This window comes from Rhodothermales bacterium, from assembly GCA_039944855.1.
GTDB lineage: Bacteria > Bacteroidota > Rhodothermia > Rhodothermales > JANQRZ01 > JBBSMX01.
The window spans coordinates 131,761-152,851 of sequence record JBDUXZ010000024.1; the positions used below are offsets into that span (position 1 = coordinate 131,761).

A 21,091-nucleotide genomic window follows, 5' to 3' on the forward strand; every position below is an offset into this window, starting at 1 on the left:
GTCAGCGCGCAGTTTCGGGATGCGCCGCGATCCTATGCGCCGCGCGAACGCCCTCCGTCAGTCGCGCTTTGCGGGGGAGGTAGGCGTCGTGGACGACGAGGCGCAGCTTGCGCGGGAGCCTGACGTAGTTGCGGCGGCGGAGGTTATCGTAGCCTGCAGCGCGGACCTCGTTCATAATCTCGCGGTACATCCGAGCCGCCGCCGCGATCCCAACGCGCGAGCGGAACGGGAGTCCGCCGATGCCGCGCTCGGCATCGTCGTAGAGCGCCTCAGTCTCGCCCATCACCGACTCCATCAGGTCGACGTATTCGGCGTCGGGGCCGTGGCCGTTGCGGGCGACGCCGAGGAGGTCGGCCCGCGTCAGCCCGTAGCGACGGAGGGCGTCGGCCGGGAGGTAGAGGCGGTCGAGTTCCTGGAGGTCCTCGCCCACGTCGCGGAGGATGTTCGTGACCTGCATCGCCTTGCCGAGCGCCCGCGCCGGCGCTTCGAGTGGAGCGATCTGCGCCCGCTCGTCGACGAGGAACGGCAGCATCATCGCGCCGACGCTGCCCGCGACGAGGTCGGCGTAGGCCAGCAGGTCGCCCATGTCGTCGATACCGCGGCCGCGGAGGTCCCACTCGGCACCGTCGAGGAGTTCGTGGAGCGGCTCGGGCAACAGGTCGAAGCGCTCGTGGATCTCGGCGAGGCGCCGCCACAGGAACGTGTCCGGCGGCCGGCCCGCGAGCGTCCGGTCGAGCGCGTCGCGCGCCTCGTCGACCTCGCGCAAAGCGCGGGCCGGCCCGACGGCGAGCACGCGCTCGTCGGCGATCGTGTCCACGGTCCGGCAGTAGAGGTAGAGCGCGGCGATGGGGAGGCGGACCTCGCCGGGGAGCAGGCGCGTCGCGAGGGAGAACGTGCGCGAGTGGTAGCGGAAGGCCCGCCAGAGGTAGCGGTCCTCGGCGTCGCGTCCCGCCCCGGCGGGCGGGGCAACGGGCGGTGCAGTCGGGGATGGGCGCGGCGTCGTCATACGCGGGCAGGCACGGGCGGGCGGGCGGCGGGTAATGTGGTCCCGCGAAAGCGGACGAGGCCGAGCACGACGGCGAGGGCGACGAGGCCGAGGACGCCGGCGAGCGCCGCGCCGTACGCGAAGCAGATGAACACGGGGAACAGCACGTTGACGGCGTAAAGCGTCGGTGCCCAGCGCGGCGCGGCGCGCAGCCCGCCGAGGAGCCGGTCGTACCCCCACATGATAACGAGCGAGGTCCCGAGCCAGCCGAGCCAGTTCACGAGCGGCATCCCGAAGAACACGCCGCCGCCGGGGTACGACCAGAAGCTCCACCCGCTGTGCGCGCCTGCCGTCATCGCCGGGTCGAGCGCGACGTCCCACAGCACCATGAACACGGCCGCCGTCACGACCCGGCCCCATCGCCCGATCCCGAGCCGCCCGGCGAGGTCGTAGCTCAACAGCGACATCGCGTACCACGACGGCGGGATGAACCACGGCACGTGGTCCGCGATCTTCGCGCCGAGGAGGTCGCTGTAGACGTAGGCCCCAAACGGGAAGCCCGTCTGCGTCCCCACGAGCTCGGCCGCCGCGCCGATCGCGCTGCCCCAGAGGAGGAAGAGGACGGAGCGCCGCGCGCCCAGCGCCGGGAGGTAGAGCAGCAGCGTCAGGAGGGGCATCAGCGCCATGTACGCCCACGTCGAGCCCTTCACCATGTCGAGGAGGCCGACGCCGAGGTTCTGCGCGATCCATCCGAGGGCGACGGCCGCCTCGGCGGGGAAGAACGTCAGCAGCAACGTCCCCGCCACGCTGAACAAGATGGAGCCGACGAACACGCCGAACGCGACGGCGAACACCCGCTCGACGGGGCGCGGCGGGGCCGGGGAGAAGGGAGGCAAAGCGGGCATCGCGGGAGCGGTACGGACGGGGTGCGGACGGAAAGGGGCGGGCTCGACCGCGCGTGCGGTCGGGGAGTTCAACCCGAAGGCGGGCTCCCTGATCCGAGCGTTTTCAGGGTTCGGTGAAAGGAGGGCCGGAGGCGTCTTAAGCCAGCCGCGAGACGACGGGACAGAGGCGAGCACCGGCCCTCGCTTCGCGCTACCCGTCACGGGCCGTTCATACACATCGGACGAACGGCGCAGTGAAAAATCCGATCGGTCGAGGACAGAGTACGGCCGTGAGCGGACCCTGTGCCGGGAGTTCGACGTGTAGTGCGTCTACACTTCTCGCACGCACCTCTACGATTCATGTCCGACCTCAACCCGACTCTCACCGACAAAGCGAAGTGGCTCGCGCTCGCCGTCGGTTCCGCCTTCATCGCTAGCTTCGCCGTGAAGAACCTCATCCGCGCCGGGTGGCGCACCGTCGCCGACGACGACCCGCCGCTGAACCCCGCCTCGCTCGACACCGATTGGAACGAGGCGATCACGTGGACGGTCATCACCGGCATCGCCGCCGGGCTCACGCGCCTCGTCGTCCGGCGCGGCGCCGCCGCCACGTGGCGGAACGTCACCGGCACGCACCCGCCGGGCCTCGAAACGCAGTAACCTCCACGCTCCCGATCCGCCCATGCCCACCTCCAACCCCGACGCCCTCCGCGAAGTCTGCGCCGGCCGCAGCGGCGTCGACCCCGACACGCTCGAAGCCGTCGTCTCGCTCGCCGTCGAGATCGCGCGCGAGGGGCGGGAGGGGCGGAAGATCGGGACGCTCTTCGTCGTGGGTGACACCGACGCCGTGCTCGCGCAGAGCCGGCCGCTCGTGCTCGACCCGCTCTACGGCCACCCCGACGACGCCCGCCGCGTCGCCGACCCCGCCTTCCGCGAGACGGTCAAAGAGCTCGCCCAACTCGACGGCGGCTTCGTCGTCCGCAACGACGGCGTGGTCGTCTCCGCCGCGCGGTACATCGACGCCTCCTCCGACGGCGTCGACATCCCGCTCGGGCTCGGGAGCCGGCACATGGCCGGGGCGTCGATCACGCTCCGCACCCAGTCCGTCGCCGTCGTCGCGTCGGAGAGTTCGGTCGTGCGGATGTTCGACCGGGGCGAGATCGTGGCCGAGATTCTGCCCGAGCTGTGGATGCTCCGCCGCTACGCCGCCGACCTCGGCCTGCCGAGCCTCCTCGATGGCCGCGCCGAGCGCTCGCAGTCCGACGACGGCTCGGTGATCGTGAGCCGCCCGTCGAGCGCGCGCACCGGCCCCGCCGCCCGCGTTCCCGTGCAGGACCGCCGTACGCTCGCGCCGCCCGTCAGCGACCGCGATCACCGCCTCGGGCCGGACGACGCGGCCGTGACCGTCCTCGTCTACGGCGATTTCGAGTGCCCGTACTGCGCCCGCGTCCACGGCCTGCTCGAGACGCTCCGCGACGAGCTAGGCGACGACCTCCGGCTCGCGTACCGGCACTACCCGCTCGTCCGCGTCCACCCGCACGCGCAGCGCGCCGCCGAGGCTTCGGAGGCCGCCGGGGCGCAGGGCCAGTTCTGGCCGATGCACGACGCCCTCACCGCCCACCACGACGCCCTCGGCGCCGACCGCATCGATGCGCTCGCCGCCGACCTCGGGCTCGACATGGAGCGGCTCCGCGAGCAACTCGCCACCCACGCCTTCGCCGACCGCGTCCGCGCCGACTACCGCAGCGGCGTGCAGAGCGGCGTCGACGCCACGCCCGCGCTCTTCGTCAACGGGCAGCGCTACCCCGGCAAGCTCCGCCTCGACCCGCTGCGCGCGGCACTCGCCGCCGTCAGGGGTTGAGCGACTGCGGTACGGCAGCCAAGTTATTGTTTTAGCAGTATCATCGAATAGTATTCGTTTCGGTTTAACGCTATTCGATAGATCGGGGAAGACGATGCGCCCGTTCCTCCCGCCACTGCTCCTCGTCGCGCTCTGTGGGGCCTCGCTGATCGCCTGCTCGTCGGAGGGCGGCACGCACGACCCGAAGGCGCTCCCGTACACGCTCGTACCTGTCCGCAACCTCGGCATGGGGGTGCAGGCAGCGGACCTCAACGGAGATGGGATCGATGAGGTGGTGATCTCCAAATTGCCTGGCGGGCGACCACCAGGCGTGATGGCCGTATGGCTCCAGACCTACGACGGGCGGACCATCGAGCAGGCCAACTTCGAAGGCCAGATTCTGCGTCTGCACTTCCTCGATCTCGATGGGGACGGCACTCTCGAAACCCTCGTCCCGTACATCCGCAGCGACTCCCTCTTCCTCGGTATCGTCGACGTGCGGGGCCGGAAGCGCGGCGGGTTCTTCCTCGTGGCGGGAGAGCCGCGGGAAGAGCCCGAAGGGGCGCTCCCCTGGGACCCGAATATCGAAGCGTTCTACGCCGTCGACGCCGACGACGATGCGAGAGGCGAGCTCGTGACCGTCGTCCAAACCGGGTACGCTCGGCTCCCCCGAGGCGTGCTGGTTCACGATCTGCCAGACGGCGAGCCGCTCGGGCAGGTCATCATCGGAGGTCGGCCGGAGTCCTCCTTCCTGAGCGATGTCGGTGGAGATGCTGCGCCGGAGCTAGTGGTGAGCACGTGGTCGCCGAACAACGGAGCGGTGGCCGGAGGCTTCGACGACGCGCACTCCTACGTCATCGCCTTCGATCTGAATCCGGCGCTAGAGGTGCGGTGGTCGAAGGAGACGGGCGGGCTATGGAGCGGGACCTACGTTGCCTCCGCCGACTTCGACGGGGACGGGCACCGCGAACTACTGATATGCACCACGACGGCGTCCTCGAAGCCGGAAGAGGCGCGCTTCGAAATCGTAGAGTCGGGCACGGGGCGCACCCTCCGGCACCGAAGCATCGCCGAGCCGCTGCGATGGGCACTGGCCGTCGACTTGGATCGGGATGCCCAACCGGAGATCGTAGCCGTTCGGTCGCCGGACGAGGTGTGGGTCTTTGATGGACGGCTCGAACGGGTTCAGCGCCGCCGGATCGCACGGGAACTGGGGACCCTCGGCGTCTGGCCGGACATGGACGGCGACGGGGTGGACGAGCTTACGGTGGGCTCAACGGAGGGGGAACTGTTGCTCGACCCGGCGCTTCGAGTGAAGGCGATCATGCCCGGCGAGGTTGTCGGCGTCATGCGACGAGGGATCGGCCGGTCGCCGTACCTCCTCGTCGGACACGGGGAGCAGGTCTGGGCGATGGAACTCGTCGAGAACCGGCTCTGGTGGGTCTACCGGTACGGGCCGCTCGCGCTGTGGGTGCTCGGGGTCGCCGGTGCGCTCGGGGCCGTGGCGGGCGGACGTTCCCTCTACCAGCGCACTCGATTGCTGGAGCGGGTCTACCCCGTCGCCGTGGACGGGGCGGCGAACGGAGTGCTCGTGCTCGACGACGCCGGGCGCATCGTGCTGATGAACGCTGCCCTGTGCGAGTGGCTCGGGCTTGCCGAGGCGCGGCCGGTGAAGGGGGGGGCGGTCGGCGCGGTGCTCGGCGAGGCCCCCGCCCTTGCTGCGTTCCTCCGTCAAGCGCTCGCCGATGACCCACCCCGCCACCACGCCGAAGAGGTGGCGCTGGGGGCGAACGGGCAGCAGCACGTCCACTACGTCGCGGCCGATCCGGTCGCCCTCCAGAACGGGCGCGCCCCGCACTGGCTCGTCACCCTCGCGCCGGGCCGACGGGACGCTACCTACCTCGACGCTCGGCTGTGGGCGGCGATGGCCGAGGAGATCACCCACAAGCTCCGCAATGCGCTCGGAGCCATCTTGCTGGAGGCCGAGGAATTGCAAGTCGCCTACCGGCAGCAGGCCCCGGCGTCGTCTGGGACTCTCGACCCGTACACCGAGCGTATCGCCGAACGCGTCAACACACTCCGACGGGAGACGCTTCAACTCCTGAGCATCCACGACGTGGAGGCCCTTACCCTCACCCGGTCGGACCTCAGCAGCGTGGTGCGCGACGTGGAGGAGACCCTTGCGCGGGACCGCCCGCCCCGTGCCGAGCTTCGTTTCCGGCTGGAAGACGGGCTCCCGGCCGTCGCCGTAGATCGAGAGCGGATGCAGGCCGCGCTGGAAAACCTCGTCTCGAACGCCTTCCGCGCCGTCAGCGGCGGGGGCATCGTCACGGTCTCCACCTACGCGGTACCGAATTTGCAGCGGGCACAGACAGCCTTCGAACCGGCCGACTACGCGGTGCTGGAGGTCCGGGACAACGGGACGGGGATCGCACCAGCGGACCTCCGCTCCATCTTCGAGCCGGGCTTCTCGACCGCCGAGTTCGGGACGGGCCTCGGGCTGGCGCTCGTACAGCGCATTGCCGCACACCACGGCGGCTTCGTCAAGGTGGAGAGCGAAGCGGGCGTCGGCTCGCTCTTCAGCCTCTATCTCCCCGTCGCAGACGCAGGACCCGTCCAACGGAATGCGTGAGCCGCACCCCATAGCCGCAAAGGAGGAGCCCGGTAGCGGCCCCCGTCCGCGCATCCTCGTCGTAGACGACGAGCAGGCCTTCCGCGAAGCGATCTGCCGCACGCTCCGCACCGAGGGCTACGACGCCGTCGCTGCCGTCGAGGGGCAGCAGGCCCTCGACACCCTCGGCGCGCAGCCCGTCGACCTCGTCCTGCTCGACCTCAAGCTCGATCACTCCGCGCTCTCCGGGATGGGCGTGCTGCGCGCCGTCGTCGAAGACCACCCGCAGACGCCGGTGGTGATGATCTCGGGCCGGGGCACGATCCGGGCGGCGGTCGAGGCGACCCACCTCGGCGCGCACGACTTCCTGGAGAAGGACGTCGGCCGCGAGCGGATCCTGCTCACCGTCCGCAACACGCTCGAAAAGGCCCGGCTGGAGCGCCAGCGTGACCGGCTGCTCGACGAGGCGAACTGGCCCTACCGGCTGGCGGGCTCCAGCACGGCCATGGAGACGGTCCGCCGCGCCATCGCTCGCGCCGCCCACACGGATCTGCCGGTGCTCATCACCGGCGAGCGCGGGGTGGGCAAAGAGCTCGTCGCTCAGAACATCCACCGCCAGAGTGCGCGGGCCGAGGGGCGCTTCCTCGCGGTCAACGTCGCTGCACTCTCGGAGGGGCTCGTCGAGAGCGAGCTGTTCGGGCACGAGAAGGGAGCCTTCAACGACGCCGTGCAGCGGATCGGGAAATTCGAGGCGGCCGAGGGCGGCACCCTCTTCCTCGACGAGATCGCCGACATGACGCTTGCCACGCAGGCGAAGGTGCTCCGCGCCCTTCAGGAGCACGAGGTCACCCGCGTCGGTGGGAACGGCGTGATCCGAGTGGACACCCGCGTCATCGCAGCGACGAACAAAGACCTGCCGGCGGAGATCGAAGCGGGGGCCTTCCGCGCCGACCTCTACGACCGTCTCGACGTTCTTCGTCTCTACGTCCCGTCCCTGCGCGAGCGCTCCGAAGACGTCTCCGAGCTCGTCGAGCACGTCGTGGCGCAGCATTGGACGGAGAAGGGGCGGCCGTTCAAGCGGTTCTCGGTGGAGGCGCTGGCCGCGATGGCCGGGTATGACTGGCCGGGCAACGTCCGCGAGCTCGTCAACGGCGTCCACCGCCTCATGGCGAACGTGGAAGGCGATACGATCCACCCCCGACACGTAGCGGCGCATGTGAGCCACCGATGGCGAGGGAGATCGGGTACGTCGGTGCCGCGCGTTGAGGCGCCGGTAACTGCACCGCCGCTCCTCCTGATCCGACCGCTCGACGAGGCGGCGAAGGGCTTCGAGCGTCGGTACCTCGTGCAGGCGCTCATCGTGAACGGATGGAAGAAGGTGAAGACGGCCGCTGCGCTTGGGATCGACCGCGCGACGCTCTATCGCAAGATGCAGGAGCACGAGATTGAGGTCCCGGAAAAGCATGGCGGGCTCAGCGGCGACGGCGCTGGTGCGTAGCCCGACGTTGCAGCGACGCGACAGTTTGGAGCAGCGCGATGATGCACGGTTGCACCACGGGCATCGGCGGGTTGCTCGGCTCGGTGAGGGTGAGCCGCCGCGATAGTGCGGCCCGCTCTTTCAGTGCTGAACTTTAAAGGTTTAGTAGGGGGGAGGACCTGCTGTGGCATCCGGTTTGAACAGCCGGGAGGGGGACGACGCATTCCATCTCGCTCAGCCATCGCCCAGAGGCCCTATGCAACACGCTACGCTGACCGCACTCGCCCTGTGTCTATTCATCCCGTGGCCTGTGTTCGCCCAAGAGGCGGGCACTCAACACGTGGGAGTGGAGGGGAGTACATCCGCTCCCGACGCTTCCCTGTCCATCATCCCACAGGCGGACTGGCGAGGCGGTCTCTGGACCACGCCCGGTTCCGAGTTCGAGGCCTCGCGCTCGGACACGACGGAGGCGGCCACCATCGAACTGAGGAGCGGGTTCTTTCAGGCCGACCAGTTCGTCTACGGGGAGAACAAACCGCAGAAAGTGTTCACCACGTTCGGCCTCCGGTCCGAGTTCAAGCAGGTCATGGGGGCCCACCCGGAGGCGCTTCAGGCGGCGGAGGGGGCGGGCTCCTACAAGGCGCTTGCGCTTGCTGGGAGCGTAGCGACGCTGCTCGGCTCCGTGCTCTACCTGTCCAACACCCTCAGCGACGCGAACGAGATCGACCAGGGCAACCTGGAGACCTCCGACAACGGGGGGGCGTTCGGCCTCATGATTGGCGGAGCCGTCGTGAGTGGGATAGGGGGGCTGATGGCCCGTTCCCGCGTCCGAGAGGGCGTCCGCATTTTCAACGAACGGCAAGCAGCGGACGAGTCGCCAAACAGAGCCGAGCCGGTCGTTCGGAACGAGGAGGTAGCGCCGAGTTCCGAGGCGGCGAGTCCAGTGGCAGAGACGCAGAGAGCACCCGTCGAAGCACGGCCCGCCGGGCTGGAGTCGTGGTACACCTACTGGGGGCTCGGCTGGGCCAATCCCGGCTACCCCGGTGAGGTGGATCAGACGCTCGATGTGCTACGAGATCTGGATGGTGTGAGCAACCTCACGCTTGGCCTCGACCTGCTCGGCTTCTACTTCCCGCTCGGCGGCGACAAGACGATCGTGGGCGGCATTGTCAACGCGGCCGGGGAGCGGTTCGAGGTCGAGGGGGAGTCGTTCCAGATCAACCAGTACCTGTACTCGGCCAGCGTGATGCACTTCTTCAACCAGTACGTCGGGCGTGGCTTCTTCGCACGCGGCGACGTGGGGCTGGCGCGGGTCGCGGTGGACAGTTCGTTCGGTGAGGACGGGGCGAGCGAGAGCGGCTTCGGCTTCCTCCTCGGCGGCGGCTACGCCTTCCCCGTGACCGCAGGCACGCGCCTGTTGCTCAACGCGAACTTCGCCCGCCGGAGCGTCGAAGGCGAGAGCTACAGCGCCTTCAGCCTCAGCCTCGGCGGGCTGTTCTGAGGGCTCAAATCAAGTGCAGATACACCGACACGAAATACGACGAGGCTCTACCATGCGAATCAATACAAGGCGCACACTCTGCATCCAAACGATCTTTTGCAGCCTGTTCCTCTCGGGCCTCGTGCTCCTCACCCTCCCTGCTGCCGCGACGCAAGCCGATACGCTGTGGTCTGAGAATTGGGAAGGCGACTTCACTGACAACTGGTTCGTGGACAACGGTTCCTGGGAGGTAGGCGAGCCGACGAGCGGGCCGGGCAGCGCCTACGAAGGGGGGAACGTAGGGGCTACGGTGCTTGACGGGGACTACTCCGACTCTGCGCCCGACAGCCGGCTCATCCGTTTTACATCCTTCGTAGTCCCCTCGGCGGAAATGAACCCGGCGCTGCGATTCTGGCACTACGTGAGCTTCGGTGGCGGCGACTTTGGGCGGGTGGATATCAGCACGGACGGAGGAAACATATGGGAATCGCTTTCGCCGAATTATTTCCCACACAGCACGGAGCGGTGGACGAACCCTCGGCTCGATCTCAGCGCCTATGCGGGGCAGGAGGTGCAACTCGCCCTCTTCTTCCATTCCGAAAACCTCGGGGGTGGGAGCGCGGACCCCAGCTCCGGTTGGTACGTCGACGATATTGCCGTCATTACGGGTCCGCCTCTGGAATTCGATAACCCACAGAATTGGGAGGCTGGTATTGGCGATTGGGTCGTCGCTGAGCTCGGCACATGGGAAGTAGGGGAGCCCACGAGCGGCCCGGGAGGTGCCTTTGCAGGAACGCAGGCCGCGGCCACAATACTCGATGGGAATTATGCCGACTCTGCGCCGGACAGCCGCCTGATCAGCCCACTCTTTACAGTCCCTGCCTTAGCTGAGAACCCACGGCTGAGGTTCTGGCATTGGTGGAGCTTTGGCGGTGGCGACTATGGGCGCGTCGAGATCAGCAACGACGGGGGTACGATGTGGGAAGCTCTATCGCCGAACTACACCTCCCATAGCACGAGCCGCTGGACGAGGCCGTTGCTCGATCTCAGCGCCTATGCGGGGCAGGAGGTGCAACTCGCCCTCTTCTTCCATTCCGAAAACCTCGGGGGTGGGAGCGCGGACCCCAGCTCCGGTTGGTACGTCGACGATATTGCCGTCATTACGGGCTCCCTCCCTCCGGTGAACATCCCAGAAGGTTGGGAAACGGGTGTTGGAGGGTGGCATGCTGACTTTGGGACGTGGGAGGTTGGTATCCCCACAAGCGGGCCGGGAAGTGCTAATACAGGGGAGCAAAGCGCCGCCACGATCTTAGATGGTAACTACTCCGATTCCGCATTAGATAGTCGACTCATCAGCCCAGTCTTCGTACTCGACGGTACTGCGACTTCTCGTGTTTGCTTCTGGCACTGGTTCAGCTTCGGAGGAGGCGACTTCGGGGAAACACAGATCCGAGAGATAGGAGGCGAATGGACGACCATCGGTGGACCGTTCACGAGCAATAGTAGTGGAGTCTGGACCTTCTTCTGCACCAGCTCTCTACCTGCTTACGCGGGGCAGGAGGTGCAACTCGCATTCTTCTTCCACTCCGAGAACCTTGGGGGTGGGAGCGCAGATCCCGGCGTCGGATGGTACATCGACGACATCGGTGGGCTCGTTACCGTTGCCTCGGAAGAGCAAGCCACCTCAGGCTCTTGGAACCTCCGTGGCGTGTATCCGAACCCCTTTGCTAGGGAGACCATCTTCGCTTTCTTTCTACCGGGATCAGCGGAGGTTATGCTCCGTGTATTCGACGTGCTCGGGCGCGAGGTGGGGACGGTGACGCCGGGGCTGTTGCCGGCGGGCGAGCACCGAATCCCGTGGCGCGCGGCGGGGCTGGCGAGCGGAGTCTACCTCTACCGCGTCGAGGCGAGGATGCCCGGCGGGACGGAGGTGCGGTCGGGGCGGCTCACGGTGATGCAGTGATTGGGGCAAAGCGTGAGAGGGAGCACGAGCAACGAACGATCACAACACGATGACGGCCATGCGACGACACCTCCAGCTAGGCTTTTGCACCGCATTACTCACCGTCGGTCTACTCGCGGGGGGGTGCGACAGCAGCGAAGAAGGATCGGACACGCCGCCGGAGGGGTTCACGCTCGTCGGGGCGTGGGAGGTCACGGCGATCGAGGGCGCGCCGGGTTCGGTGGACGGCTCCAACAGCACGTGGACACTCCGGGAGAACGGGACCTACTCGTGGTTCCTCGACCTCCCGCCCTTCGACCTCAGCGGCGGCGGGAACTACAGCCTCGACGGGGGCACGCTCACTGTCAGCGGTGTCGTTGCTAACACCGTTCTCTCCGAAGCGACCGACGGTCGGGTAGCACTCTCGTTTGGGAGCAACACGTTCAGCTTCCGCGACGACGACGGAGACCGATGGACCTACCGAAGGGCGGAGTGAGGGGGCGATGCAGCCGAGGCCCGTGCGGTCGGGAGCTCCTGCCTCTTGCGTAAGCCGAGTGGCGTGGCATGGGAAACCGTTGCTTCGGGTGATGGTTGGCAGCAGCCCCTACGCCGTCTGTTGCCATGTGCGTTCTCTTCGTCGCCCGCGAGGTGCACCCGCGTTACCCGCTCGTCATTGCGTCCAATCGGGACGAGGCGCACGCGCGGCCGACGGCCCCGGCGGCGTTCTGGGACGACGCGCCGCACGTCCTCGCCGGACGCGACCTCAAAGCCGGCGGCACGTGGTCGGGTGTCACGACGACCGGCCGCTGGGCGGCGCTGACGAACATCCGCGCGCCCGAGTGGATGGGCACGGAAGCGCCCCGCTCGCGCGGCGCCCTCGTCGCCGACTTCCTCCGCGGCGACGCCGCGCCCGCCGACTACGCCGCCGACGCCACGGCCGAGCGACAGGAGTACGGCGGCTTCAACCTGCTCGTCGGCACGCTCGACGACCTCTGGTACAGCTCGAGCCGGATGGCGACGCCGCGCCGGCTGGGGGCCGGGCTCTTCGGGCTTAGCAACGGCGCGCTCGACGACCCGTGGCCGAAGGTGGCGCGCGGTGGGCAGGGGTTCCAGCGGTGGGTCGAGGACGATGGGCTCGGCGAGGAGGACCTCTTCGCCCTCATGCGAGACGAGACGCGGGCGCCGGACGACCTGCTGCCCCTCACCGGCGTCGGCGTCGAGACGGAGCGGTTCCTCTCGCCACTTTTTATCGTCAGCCCGGCGTACGGGACGCGGGCGACGACGCTGCTCACCGTCCGCGGCGACGGCACCGCGCGCGTCATCGAGCGTTCGTACCGGCCGGACGGCGCGGCGGCGGGCACGGTCGCCTACGATTTTCGCCTCGCGTGAGTCCTGATCCCGGTTCGGGCGTGTACCTCCCCGCCCCGCATTTCGCTGCGGCTCTCGCCCCCTTTCTTCGATATCCCACATGGCCCAACCTCCCCCTTCTCGTACGAGCCGCCGCGCCGTGATCAACGCCCAGGAACCGGCCCGGCCCGGCGAGGAAATGCGCGCCACCCTCGACCGCGCGAAGAGCGGCGCCCCGGCCTCCGGCCACGCCGTCCGCGACCTCTTCTCGACCGACGAGATCTTCCAGCGCCTCGTCGCCACGGCCGACGAGGAGTTCGTCCGCTCGACGCGGCTGCTGTTCCTCTCGGGCCTCGCCGCCGGGCTCTCGATCGGGCTCACGCTGATGGCGCGGAGCGCGGGCACGGCCGCCGTCCCCGGCGACGAGAGCGGGCTCATCGGGAATCTGCTCTACCCCATCGGCTTCCTCCTCATCGTGCTCGGGCGCTATCAACTGTTCACCGAGAACACGCTCACGCCCGTGACGCTCGTGCTCACGCGGATCGCGGCGATCCCCCAGCTCCTCCGCGTGTGGGGCGTCGTGCTCGTAGCGAACGTGCTCGGCGCGGCGCTCGTGGCGTTCATGCTCGCGAAGACGGGCGTGCTCGACGCCGACTCCGCCGCCGCTGCGCGGGCCTTCGGGCTGCACGGGATCGAGACGGCGTGGGGTCCGCTGTTCTGGAAAGCGGTCATCGCGGGCTGGCTCGTGGCGAGCATGGTGTGGCTGAACCACGCCGCGCGCGACACCGTGAGCCGGTTCTTCATCGTCTTCTTTATCATGTTCATCATCCCGAGCGCCGACCTCTTCCACTGCATCACCGGCGCCTGCGAGGTGTTCTATCTCATGTTCCAGGGCGAGGCCGGGTTCGGCGACTTCGGGCACTTCTTCAGCGCCGTCGTGCTCGGCAACACCGTTGGCGGCGTGCTCCTCGTCGCCATCCTCAACAACGCGCAGACGCGCGAGCGCCGCTTCCCCGACCGCGACTGCGGCGAGCTCACGCTGACGTGGCGGGAGTTCCTCTTCGGGCTCGAACCGGGCGAGGCGAAGAAGGCCCAGCCGCCCGGCGACCGGCCCGACCGCGCCGTGGAGGAGGAGAGCATGCTCGACCGCCCGATCCCCACCGATGAGACCCCCGCCCATGCCTGATACCTACCGCAAGCTGATCGCCACGACCCTCACGCCGCACTTCCGCGAGGCCGCCGAGCTCGTCGAAGCGTCGGTCCCTGAGCCGGGGCCGGGCCAGCTCCTCGTCCGCAACCGCTACGCCGGTGTCAACGCGACCGACGTGAACATCACTGCCGGCCGCTACGCAGCGGACCCAACGCTCCCCTTCGATCTCGGTGCCGAGGCGGTCGGTGTGGTCGAGGCCGTCGGGCCGGACGTGAAGGGATTTAGCCCCGGCGACGCCGTCGCCACCGGAGGCTTGGGCGGTGGATACCGCGAGTTCCAACTCGTCAACGTGCGCCACGCCGTGCCCGTCCCCGAGGCCTCGCCCGAGGTGCTGTCGATCTTCGTCAGCGGCCTCACGGCGTCGATCGCGCTCAATGAAGTGGCGCGGATGGGGGAGGGCGAGACGGTCCTCGTGACGGCGGCGGCGGGGGGGACGGGGCAGTTCGCCGTCCAGCTCGCGCACCTCGCCGGCAACCACGTCATCGGGACGTGCGGGAACGACGAGAAGGCCGACCTCCTCCGCCGCCTCGGCTGCGACCGCCCGGTCAACTACCGCGCGGAGGATGTGGCATCGGTGCTGAAGCGCGAGTACCGGAAGGGCGTGGACCTCGTCTACGAAAGCGTCGGGCGCGGCCTCTTCGACGCGGCGCTCGGTGCGCTCGCCCAGCGGGGGCGGATGCTGTGCATCGGCTACGTCAGCGAGTACGTCGACGGCGTCGAGGCGGTCGAGCGGCCCCGGATCTACACCCAACTCCTCGGCCGGTCGGCGTCGATCCACGGGTTCTTCCTGCCGCACTTCCGCGAGCAGTATCAGGCGCACACGCTCAAGCTGATGGGCCTCGTCCGCGAGGGTAAGCTCGACGTCGCCATCGACGAGCGCTTGTTCGAAGGCGTCGAGTCCATCGTCGACGCCGTCGAATACCTCCACAGCGGGCAAAGCAAAGGGAAAGTCGTCGTCAAACTCTGAGAGGCTCTATGCAGACATCATCCAGCATCGCCCAGCGTTTCCGGCTCGATGGGAAAATCGCCGTCGTCACGGGGGCGTCGAAAGGCATCGGCGAGGCGATCGCGCGCGGGCTCGCCGAGTTCGGCGCCCACGTCGTCGTCAGCAGCCGGAAACAGGATGCCGTCGACGCCGTCGCCGAATCGATCCGCACCGACGGCTACGAAGCCTCGGCCCTCGCCTGCCACATGGGCGACGTCGAAGCCATCCACGCGTTCGTCGACCGCGTCGTGGACGAGCGCGGCGGGATCGACATCGTCGTCAACAACGCGGCGGCGAACCCCGCTTTTGGGCCCGTCGAGGACACCGACGGCGACGCCTTCGACAAGATCTTCGACGTGAACCTGCGCGGGCCGTTCGAGCTGTGCAAGCGCGCGCTCCCGTCGATGCGCGCGCGCGGCGGCGGCAGCATCGTCAACATCGCCTCGATCGGCGGGCTGAATCCGGAGCGGGGGATCGGGATGTACAGCGTGAGCAAGGCCGCGCTGATCAACCTCACGCAGACCTTCGCGAAGGAGTGGGGGCCGGACGGCGTCCGCGCGAACGCGATCTGCCCCGGTTTCATCCAGACGAAGTTCAGCCGGGTGATGTGGGAAAACGACGCCCTCCTCGGCAAGCTGGAGAGGCGGCTGCCGCTCGGGCGGATCGGACAGGCCGAGGAGATGGCGGGCCTCGCCGTGTTCCTCGCCTCCGACGCCGCGAGCTACTGCACCGGCGGCGTCTACCTCGCCGACGGCGGCTACATGCTGATCTGACGCGGCGGGTGGCACCTCTGCTCCGGCCGCGTACCACAGCATTTTATGGCCGTGTGCCACTCCGTAGAGACGCGACATGGCGCGTCTCTACCTTCGCCTCAGTAGCACATCATCCCCAAGCAGATCCGATTCGATGCCCGACATTTCTGACCTCCTCCCGCGTGTCCGCGACTTCGTGCGCGACACCGTCCGGCCGCTCGAAGAGCACCTCCTCGCGCACGATTACGACGCGCTTGAAGCGGGCATCGAAGCAGCGCGGGCGGAGGCGAAGGAGGTCGGGCTGTGGAACCCGCAGTTGGCGGAAGCTGCGGGCGGGCTCGGGCTGACGCTGCCCGAATTTGGTCGCGTCAGCGAAGCGCTCGGGACGAGCCCGCTCGGGCACGTCGTCTGCAACGCGCAGGCGCCGGACGCGGGCAACATGGAGATTCTTCTGGAGCACGCGACCGACGACCAGCGCTCCCACTTCCTCGAACCGCTCCTCCGGGGCGACGTTCGCTCCTGCTTCGCGATGACGGAGCCCGAGCACGCCGGCTCGAACCCCGCCGTCCTCTCGACGACGGCGCGGCGCGACGGCGACGACTACGTGATCGACGGCCACAAATGGTTCACGACGGCGGCCGACGGCGCGGCCTTCGCAATCGTGATGGCGGTGACGAATCCCGAGGCGGAGAGCCGCTACGCCCGCGCCAGTCAGTTCATCGTGCCGACCGACACGGCGGGCTTCGAGCACGTCCGCCGTATCCCGGTGATGGGCGACGAGGGGCGCGGCTGGTTCTCGCACTCCGAAGTCCGGTTCACCGATTGCCGCGTGCCCGTGGCCAACCGGCTCGGCGACGAGGGCGCGGGCTTCCTCATCGCCCAAGAGCGGCTCGGTCCGGGGCGCATCCACCATTGCATGCGGTGGATCGGTGTGTGCGAGCGGGCGCTCGACCTGTTGTGCCGGCGCGCGGCGGAGCGGGAGCTGTCGCCGGGCAAGCCGCTCGCGACGCGGCAGGCCGTGCAGTTCTGGATCGCCGAGAGCCGCGCCGAGATCGACGCCGCCCGACTTCTCGTGCTCGACGCCGCCGACCGCGTCGAGCGCGACGGCGCACGCGTGGCCCGCGCCGCGATCTCCGCTATCAAGTTCCACGTCGCGGATGTGCTGATGCGGGTGCTCGACCGGGCCATTCAAACGCATGGTGCGCTCGGCGTCACCGACGACACGCTGCTGTCCTTTTGGTACCGCCACGAGCGCGGCGCGCGGATCTATGACGGCCCCGATGAAGTCCACAAATCCGTCGTGGCCCGTGAGGTGATGAAGGGCTACGGGCTCGATCTCCGGAACTGATGCCCGACGCGCCCCGCGATTGGATCGACCGGCCGAAGCCCGTCCGCACGGGCGAAGCGCTCGACGAACGCGCGCTCGCCGCGTTCCTCCGCGAACACGTCGAGCTCGATGGCGACGTGACCGTTGAGCAGTTCCCGAGCGGGTTCTCGAACCTGACGTACCTCGTTCGCGTCGGCGAGCGCGACCTCGTCCTCCGCCGCCCGCCGTTCGGCGCGAACGTGAAGGGCGGGCACGACATGGAGCGAGAGTTCACGATCCTCCAGCGGCTCCACGGGCGCGTCCCCGTCCCCGAGCCGCTCGCCTTCGACGGCGGGGATGTGCTCGGCGCGCCGTGCTACCTGATGGAGCGTGTGCGCGGCGTGATCCTCCGAGGCCAGATGCCACCCGCGATGCAGCCCGACCCCGCGACGATGGCGGGCATCGCCGACGCCTTCGTCGACACGTTCGCCGACTTGCACAGCCTCGACCTCGACGCGGCCGGGCTCGCCGACTTCGGCCAGCCCGAGGGCTACGTGCAGCGGCAGGTCGACGGCTGGACGCGGCGCTACCAGCGGGCGAAGACCGACGACGTGTCCGAGATCGACCGCGTCGCCGCGTGGCTCGACGCCAACCTGCCACCGGAGTCTGGAGTCACTCTAATCCACAACGACTACAAGTGTGACAACCTCGTCCTCGACGCTGGGGATTGTACGCGCGTCCGCGCCGTGCTCGACTGGGAGATGGCGACGGTCGGCGACCCGCTGATGGATCTGGGCTCGACGCTCGGCTACTGGGTCGAGCCCGACGACTCGCACGTGCTGCAGATGCTCGCGCTCAGCCCGACGACGCTGCCGGGGAATCCGACGCGCGAGGCACTCGTCGCGCGCTACGAACGGGCGACGGGACGGACGGTCGAGCAGCCGGTGTTCTACTACGTCTACGGCCTGTTCAAGCTCGCCGTGATCGTGCAGCAGATCTACAAGCGCTACGTGCTCGGCCACACGGCGGACGAGCGGTTCGCCGGGCTGATCCACGCCGTCCGTGTCTGCGGGCAGACCGCCGAGCGAGCGATCGAGCGCGGCCGGATCAGCGGGCTCGGGTGACGGGCTGCCCGGCTAACCCGGCCGTACGGCAGGGCGGGAACAGGAGGGGGGACCCCGCGCGTGTCTCCGCCCCCTCCACTTCACCGCTCCGATCATGCGAATCGCCGTCTTCGGCGCCACCGGCCGCACCGGCCGGGAGGTCGTCACGCAAGCCCTCGCCGCCGGCCACACCGTCACCGCCTTCGTCCGCAACCGCGACAAGCTCGCCGCCCAGCAGGACCTCTCGAACGAACGCCTCACCGCCGTCACCGGCGACGTCCGCGACTACGACGCCGTCGCCCGCGCCGTCGAGGGCGCCGACGCCGTCGTGTCGTGCCTCGCGCCCGTTCCGAAAGAGGGCCTCGTGCAGACCGAGGGCACGCGGAACATCGTCCGGGCGATGGAGGCCCACGGCGTCCGCCGCATCGTGAGCGAAACCGGCGCCGGCGTCGAGGCTCCCGGCGACCCCGAGCGCTCGCTCGGCGGGAAGCTCATGCGCGGCGTGATGCAGCTCGTCGCCGGGAAGATCCTCGCCGACGGCGAGGGCCACGCCGAGGTCCTCCGCGCCTCTGACCTCGACTACGCCGTCGTCCGCCCGCCGCGGCTCACCGACGCCCCGCACTCCGGCCGCTACCGCCACGGCATCCTCGCGCTCGGCCCCGGCGCCAGCGTCGCCCGCGCCGACGTCGCCGATTTCATGCTAGCCGAGGCGACGGGCGGGGAGTACCACCGCGCCGAGCCCCACGTGACGGGTGCGTGACCGCGCAGGTCGCGGGGCCGGTGTGCCGAGCGAGGAGGGAGGCACGGAATTGAAAATATTTAGGTTGGCACCCGTTGCGCACAGCTTGCGGTGGATGCACATTTGCTGCAACCAGCCGCCGCCTCCGATGCGCCTCGCCCTCGCCGTCACGCTTTCCTGCGCCGCCTTGCTCGGGTGCGCCTACGCCCAAACTCCCGTTGAAATCGCCGACGGGCGTAGCGGTAGTGAATGGGTCGATCTGTCGGCGTGGGCGACGGCCGCGCCGATGCAGCAGGCGAGCGCGGCAGCCCGGTCGTACTGGCAGGGGAAGGACGCGAGCTACGAGGAAGACCTGCGCATCTTCGCCGTCGCGGAGGGCGCATTCACCGAGCCCGGTGCCCAGCAGCAGGCAGTCCTGTTCGTTATGAGCGTGTGGCCCCGCTGCTGTCCGAAGACGGGCCTCGCCGTCGTCGAAGGCGACCGGCTCGTTCGCAACGTTGCGTTCGAGGGCGTTGCGCAGGGGCTCTCCGCTGTACCCGACCTCGACGGCGACGGGCGCGACGAACTCGCGCTCACCGGGGAGTTCGGGATGGGAGGGCAGGTGAGCCGGAGCGTGACGCTCGCGTCCTTCGGGACGGAGGGGCTGGCCGACTGGGGGTCTACGTCCCTCCTCGACGACTCCTGCGCGGCGGGGTACGATGGGTCCTCGGCGACCCACGTGACGGCGCTTCCGGGGCCGACGTTCACGGTCGAGCGCTACGCCCGCGCCTCGTGCGAGTCCGAGACGTGGGAGCCCGTCGGTGGGCCGGAGGCGCTCGAACTCGTCGCGCCCGAGACCAGCCCGTACGTCGATCTGCGGGTGCCGTAGTCGCGCGAGGGCGGGCCGGTTCTGTTAAGCTTCGGCGGGGAGGTCAACCCCGCGGAGTCTGGGTCGTACAGAGACGAACCCCGCCACCCGCCGAGATGATCTGATGCCTCACCCCACTCCCATTCGCTCTGTCGATGCCGCCCCCGCCGCCGACGGGATGCAGCCGCGCCCCCGCGTCGTCGTCGTCGGAACGGGCCACGGCGGGCTCGAAGCCGTCCGCGCGCTGCGGAAAGCGCCCGTCGACGTGCTCCTCATCGATCGCAACAACTACCACAAATTCCAGCCGCTGCTGTATCAGGTCGGCACGGCGGGGCTCCAGCCGGGGCAGATCACACAGCCCGCCCGCCACATCTTCCAGGGGCAGGAGAACTTCGACTTCCTCATGGCGAAGGTGCTCGGCGTCGACTTCGACGCGCGGCAGGTGCTCGTCGACGTCGGCCCGCCCGTCTCGTACGACTACCTCTTGCTCGCCGCCGGAGCCTCGACGGCGTACTTCGGCGTCGAAGGGGCCGAGACGTTCTCGTTCCCGCTTAAGAACGTCTCCGACGCCGTCAACCTGCGGAGCCACGTCATGGGGCAGTTCGAGGCGGCGAACCGGAACCCCGGCCTCATCGAAGAGGGCGCGCTCACGTTCGCCGTCGTCGGCGGCGGGGCGACGGGCGTGGAGACGGCGGGCGCACTCATCGAACTCTTCGACCGTGTCCTCGTGAAGGACTTTCCCGGCCTCGACGTGGACCGGGCGCGCGTCGTGCTCGTCGAGATGGGACCGGATCTGATGGCGGCGTATCAGCCGGAGCTGCGGGCGTACACGCGGCGTGTGCTGGAGAAGCGTGGCGTCGAAGTGCGCACCGAGACGGCCGTCGAGCGCGTGACGGCGCGCGGTCTCAACTTGAAAAGCGGCGAGACGCTGGCGGCGCAGACCGTCGTGTGGGGCGCGGGCGTCCGCGCGAACCCGCTCGCCGACGAACTCGGCGTCGAGCAGACGCGGGGCGGGCGCGTCGTGGTCGACGAGCACCTCCGCATCCCCGGCCGGCCCGACGTGTTCGTCGTCGGCGACATGGCGGGGGGGACGAGTCCCGAGGGCGAACTCTACCCGCAGGTGGCGCAGGTGGCGATCCAGCAGGGCATCCACGCTGCGCGCACCGTCGAGCGCGAGCTGCGCGGGCTCGCGCCCGAGCCGTTCCGCTACCGCGATCTCGGCATGATGGCGACGATCGGCCGCAACGCCGCGATCGTCGAGTTCCCCGGCGGGTTCACGCTGAAGGGGTTTCCGGCGTGGCTCGCGTGGGCCGGGCTCCACGTCGTCAAGCTCGTGGGGTTTCGGAACCAGGTCGGCGTCCTCCTCAACTGGGTCTACAACTACTTCACGTACGACCGCGGGCCACGGCTCATCCTCACGACGTTCCCCGAGACGGACGAGGTGGAGCCCGAGCGCCGCGCCGTGCTCGCGACCGCGCCGACCTCGCCCGCGCCGGGCGGCTCGCACGACGCGAGGCTGGGGTAGCGTGGTCACGAACGGGGCGGACCCCCCGCCACGCTCGCGGTCGCTCGCAGGGCTCGCT

Annotated in this window: 18 protein-coding genes; 16 read left to right on the forward strand and 2 right to left on the reverse strand. The window is 69.0% G+C overall.

Annotated elements, in window-relative coordinates:
* Position 1 precedes the first annotated feature (1 nt).
* Complete coding sequence (locus ABJF88_13325; GenBank protein ID MEP0547910.1) at positions 2-1,006, reverse strand: phytoene/squalene synthase family protein; 1,005 nt, start codon at positions 1,004-1,006, stop codon at positions 2-4.
* Complete coding sequence (gene cruF / locus ABJF88_13330; GenBank protein ID MEP0547911.1) at positions 1,003-1,890, reverse strand: bisanhydrobacterioruberin hydratase CruF; 888 nt, start codon at positions 1,888-1,890, stop codon at positions 1,003-1,005. Before cruF ends, ABJF88_13325 begins: the two co-directional genes overlap by 4 nt.
* A 339-nt stretch (positions 1,891-2,229) precedes the next feature.
* Between cruF and ABJF88_13335 the strand changes: the two genes are divergently transcribed.
* The 16 genes from ABJF88_13335 to ABJF88_13410 all read left to right on the forward strand — a co-directional run bounded on the left by ABJF88_13335 (position 2,230) and on the right by ABJF88_13410 (position 21,033).
* Complete coding sequence (locus tag ABJF88_13335) at positions 2,230-2,529, forward strand: DUF4235 domain-containing protein (GenBank protein MEP0547912.1); 300 nt, start codon at positions 2,230-2,232, stop codon at positions 2,527-2,529.
* Positions 2,530-2,551: 22 nt separating this feature from the next.
* Entirely contained in the window at positions 2,552-3,730 is a 1,179-nt protein-coding gene (locus tag ABJF88_13340) for a thioredoxin domain-containing protein (GenBank protein ID MEP0547913.1), read from the forward strand.
* Positions 3,731-3,824: 94 nt separating this feature from the next.
* Positions 3,825-6,341, forward strand: a complete 2,517-nt coding sequence (locus ABJF88_13345; protein ID MEP0547914.1) for an ATP-binding protein — start codon at positions 3,825-3,827, stop codon at positions 6,339-6,341.
* Entirely contained in the window at positions 6,334-7,818 is a 1,485-nt protein-coding gene (locus ABJF88_13350; protein ID MEP0547915.1) for a sigma-54 dependent transcriptional regulator, read from the forward strand. The genes ABJF88_13345 and ABJF88_13350 overlap by 8 nt, the downstream gene beginning before the upstream one ends.
* Before the next feature lie 235 nt (positions 7,819-8,053).
* On the forward strand, positions 8,054-9,298 hold the full coding sequence (locus ABJF88_13355; protein MEP0547916.1) for a hypothetical protein: 1,245 nt from the start codon (positions 8,054-8,056) through the stop codon (positions 9,296-9,298).
* 52 nt (positions 9,299-9,350) lie between these two features.
* Positions 9,351-11,240, forward strand: coding sequence for a choice-of-anchor J domain-containing protein (locus ABJF88_13360; protein ID MEP0547917.1), 1,890 nt, complete (start codon positions 9,351-9,353; stop codon positions 11,238-11,240).
* Positions 11,241-11,298: 58 nt separating this feature from the next.
* Positions 11,299-11,715, forward strand: coding sequence for a hypothetical protein (locus tag ABJF88_13365; protein MEP0547918.1), 417 nt, complete (start codon positions 11,299-11,301; stop codon positions 11,713-11,715).
* Between the two features lie 125 nt (positions 11,716-11,840).
* Positions 11,841-12,608: an NRDE family protein gene (locus ABJF88_13370; GenBank protein ID MEP0547919.1), complete on the forward strand. Its 768-nt coding sequence runs from the start codon at positions 11,841-11,843 to the stop codon at positions 12,606-12,608.
* A gap of 79 nt (positions 12,609-12,687) precedes the next feature.
* Positions 12,688-13,752, forward strand: coding sequence for a formate/nitrite transporter family protein (locus ABJF88_13375; GenBank protein MEP0547920.1), 1,065 nt, complete (start codon positions 12,688-12,690; stop codon positions 13,750-13,752).
* Positions 13,745-14,743, forward strand: coding sequence for a zinc-binding dehydrogenase (locus tag ABJF88_13380; protein MEP0547921.1), 999 nt, complete (start codon positions 13,745-13,747; stop codon positions 14,741-14,743). The genes ABJF88_13375 and ABJF88_13380 overlap by 8 nt, the downstream gene beginning before the upstream one ends.
* An 8-nt stretch (positions 14,744-14,751) precedes the next feature.
* Complete coding sequence (locus ABJF88_13385) at positions 14,752-15,534, forward strand: glucose 1-dehydrogenase (GenBank protein ID MEP0547922.1); 783 nt, start codon at positions 14,752-14,754, stop codon at positions 15,532-15,534.
* Positions 15,535-15,667: 133 nt separating this feature from the next.
* Positions 15,668-16,861, forward strand: a complete 1,194-nt coding sequence (locus ABJF88_13390) for an acyl-CoA dehydrogenase family protein (protein MEP0547923.1) — start codon at positions 15,668-15,670, stop codon at positions 16,859-16,861.
* Entirely contained in the window at positions 16,861-17,943 is a 1,083-nt protein-coding gene (locus ABJF88_13395) for a phosphotransferase family protein (protein MEP0547924.1), read from the forward strand. The genes ABJF88_13390 and ABJF88_13395 overlap by 1 nt, the downstream gene beginning before the upstream one ends.
* Positions 17,944-18,037: 94 nt before the next feature.
* Positions 18,038-18,682, forward strand: a complete 645-nt coding sequence (locus ABJF88_13400) for an NAD(P)H-binding protein (protein MEP0547925.1) — start codon at positions 18,038-18,040, stop codon at positions 18,680-18,682.
* Positions 18,683-18,809: 127 nt separating this feature from the next.
* A complete protein-coding gene (locus ABJF88_13405; GenBank protein ID MEP0547926.1) occupies positions 18,810-19,529 on the forward strand; it encodes a hypothetical protein in 720 nt (239 codons plus the stop codon).
* 103 nt (positions 19,530-19,632) lie between these two features.
* The gene (locus ABJF88_13410; protein ID MEP0547927.1) at positions 19,633-21,033 is read left to right on the forward strand and encodes an NAD(P)/FAD-dependent oxidoreductase; all 1,401 of its coding nucleotides are present in this window, start codon (positions 19,633-19,635) and stop codon (positions 21,031-21,033) included.
* Positions 21,034-21,091 lie beyond the last annotated feature (58 nt).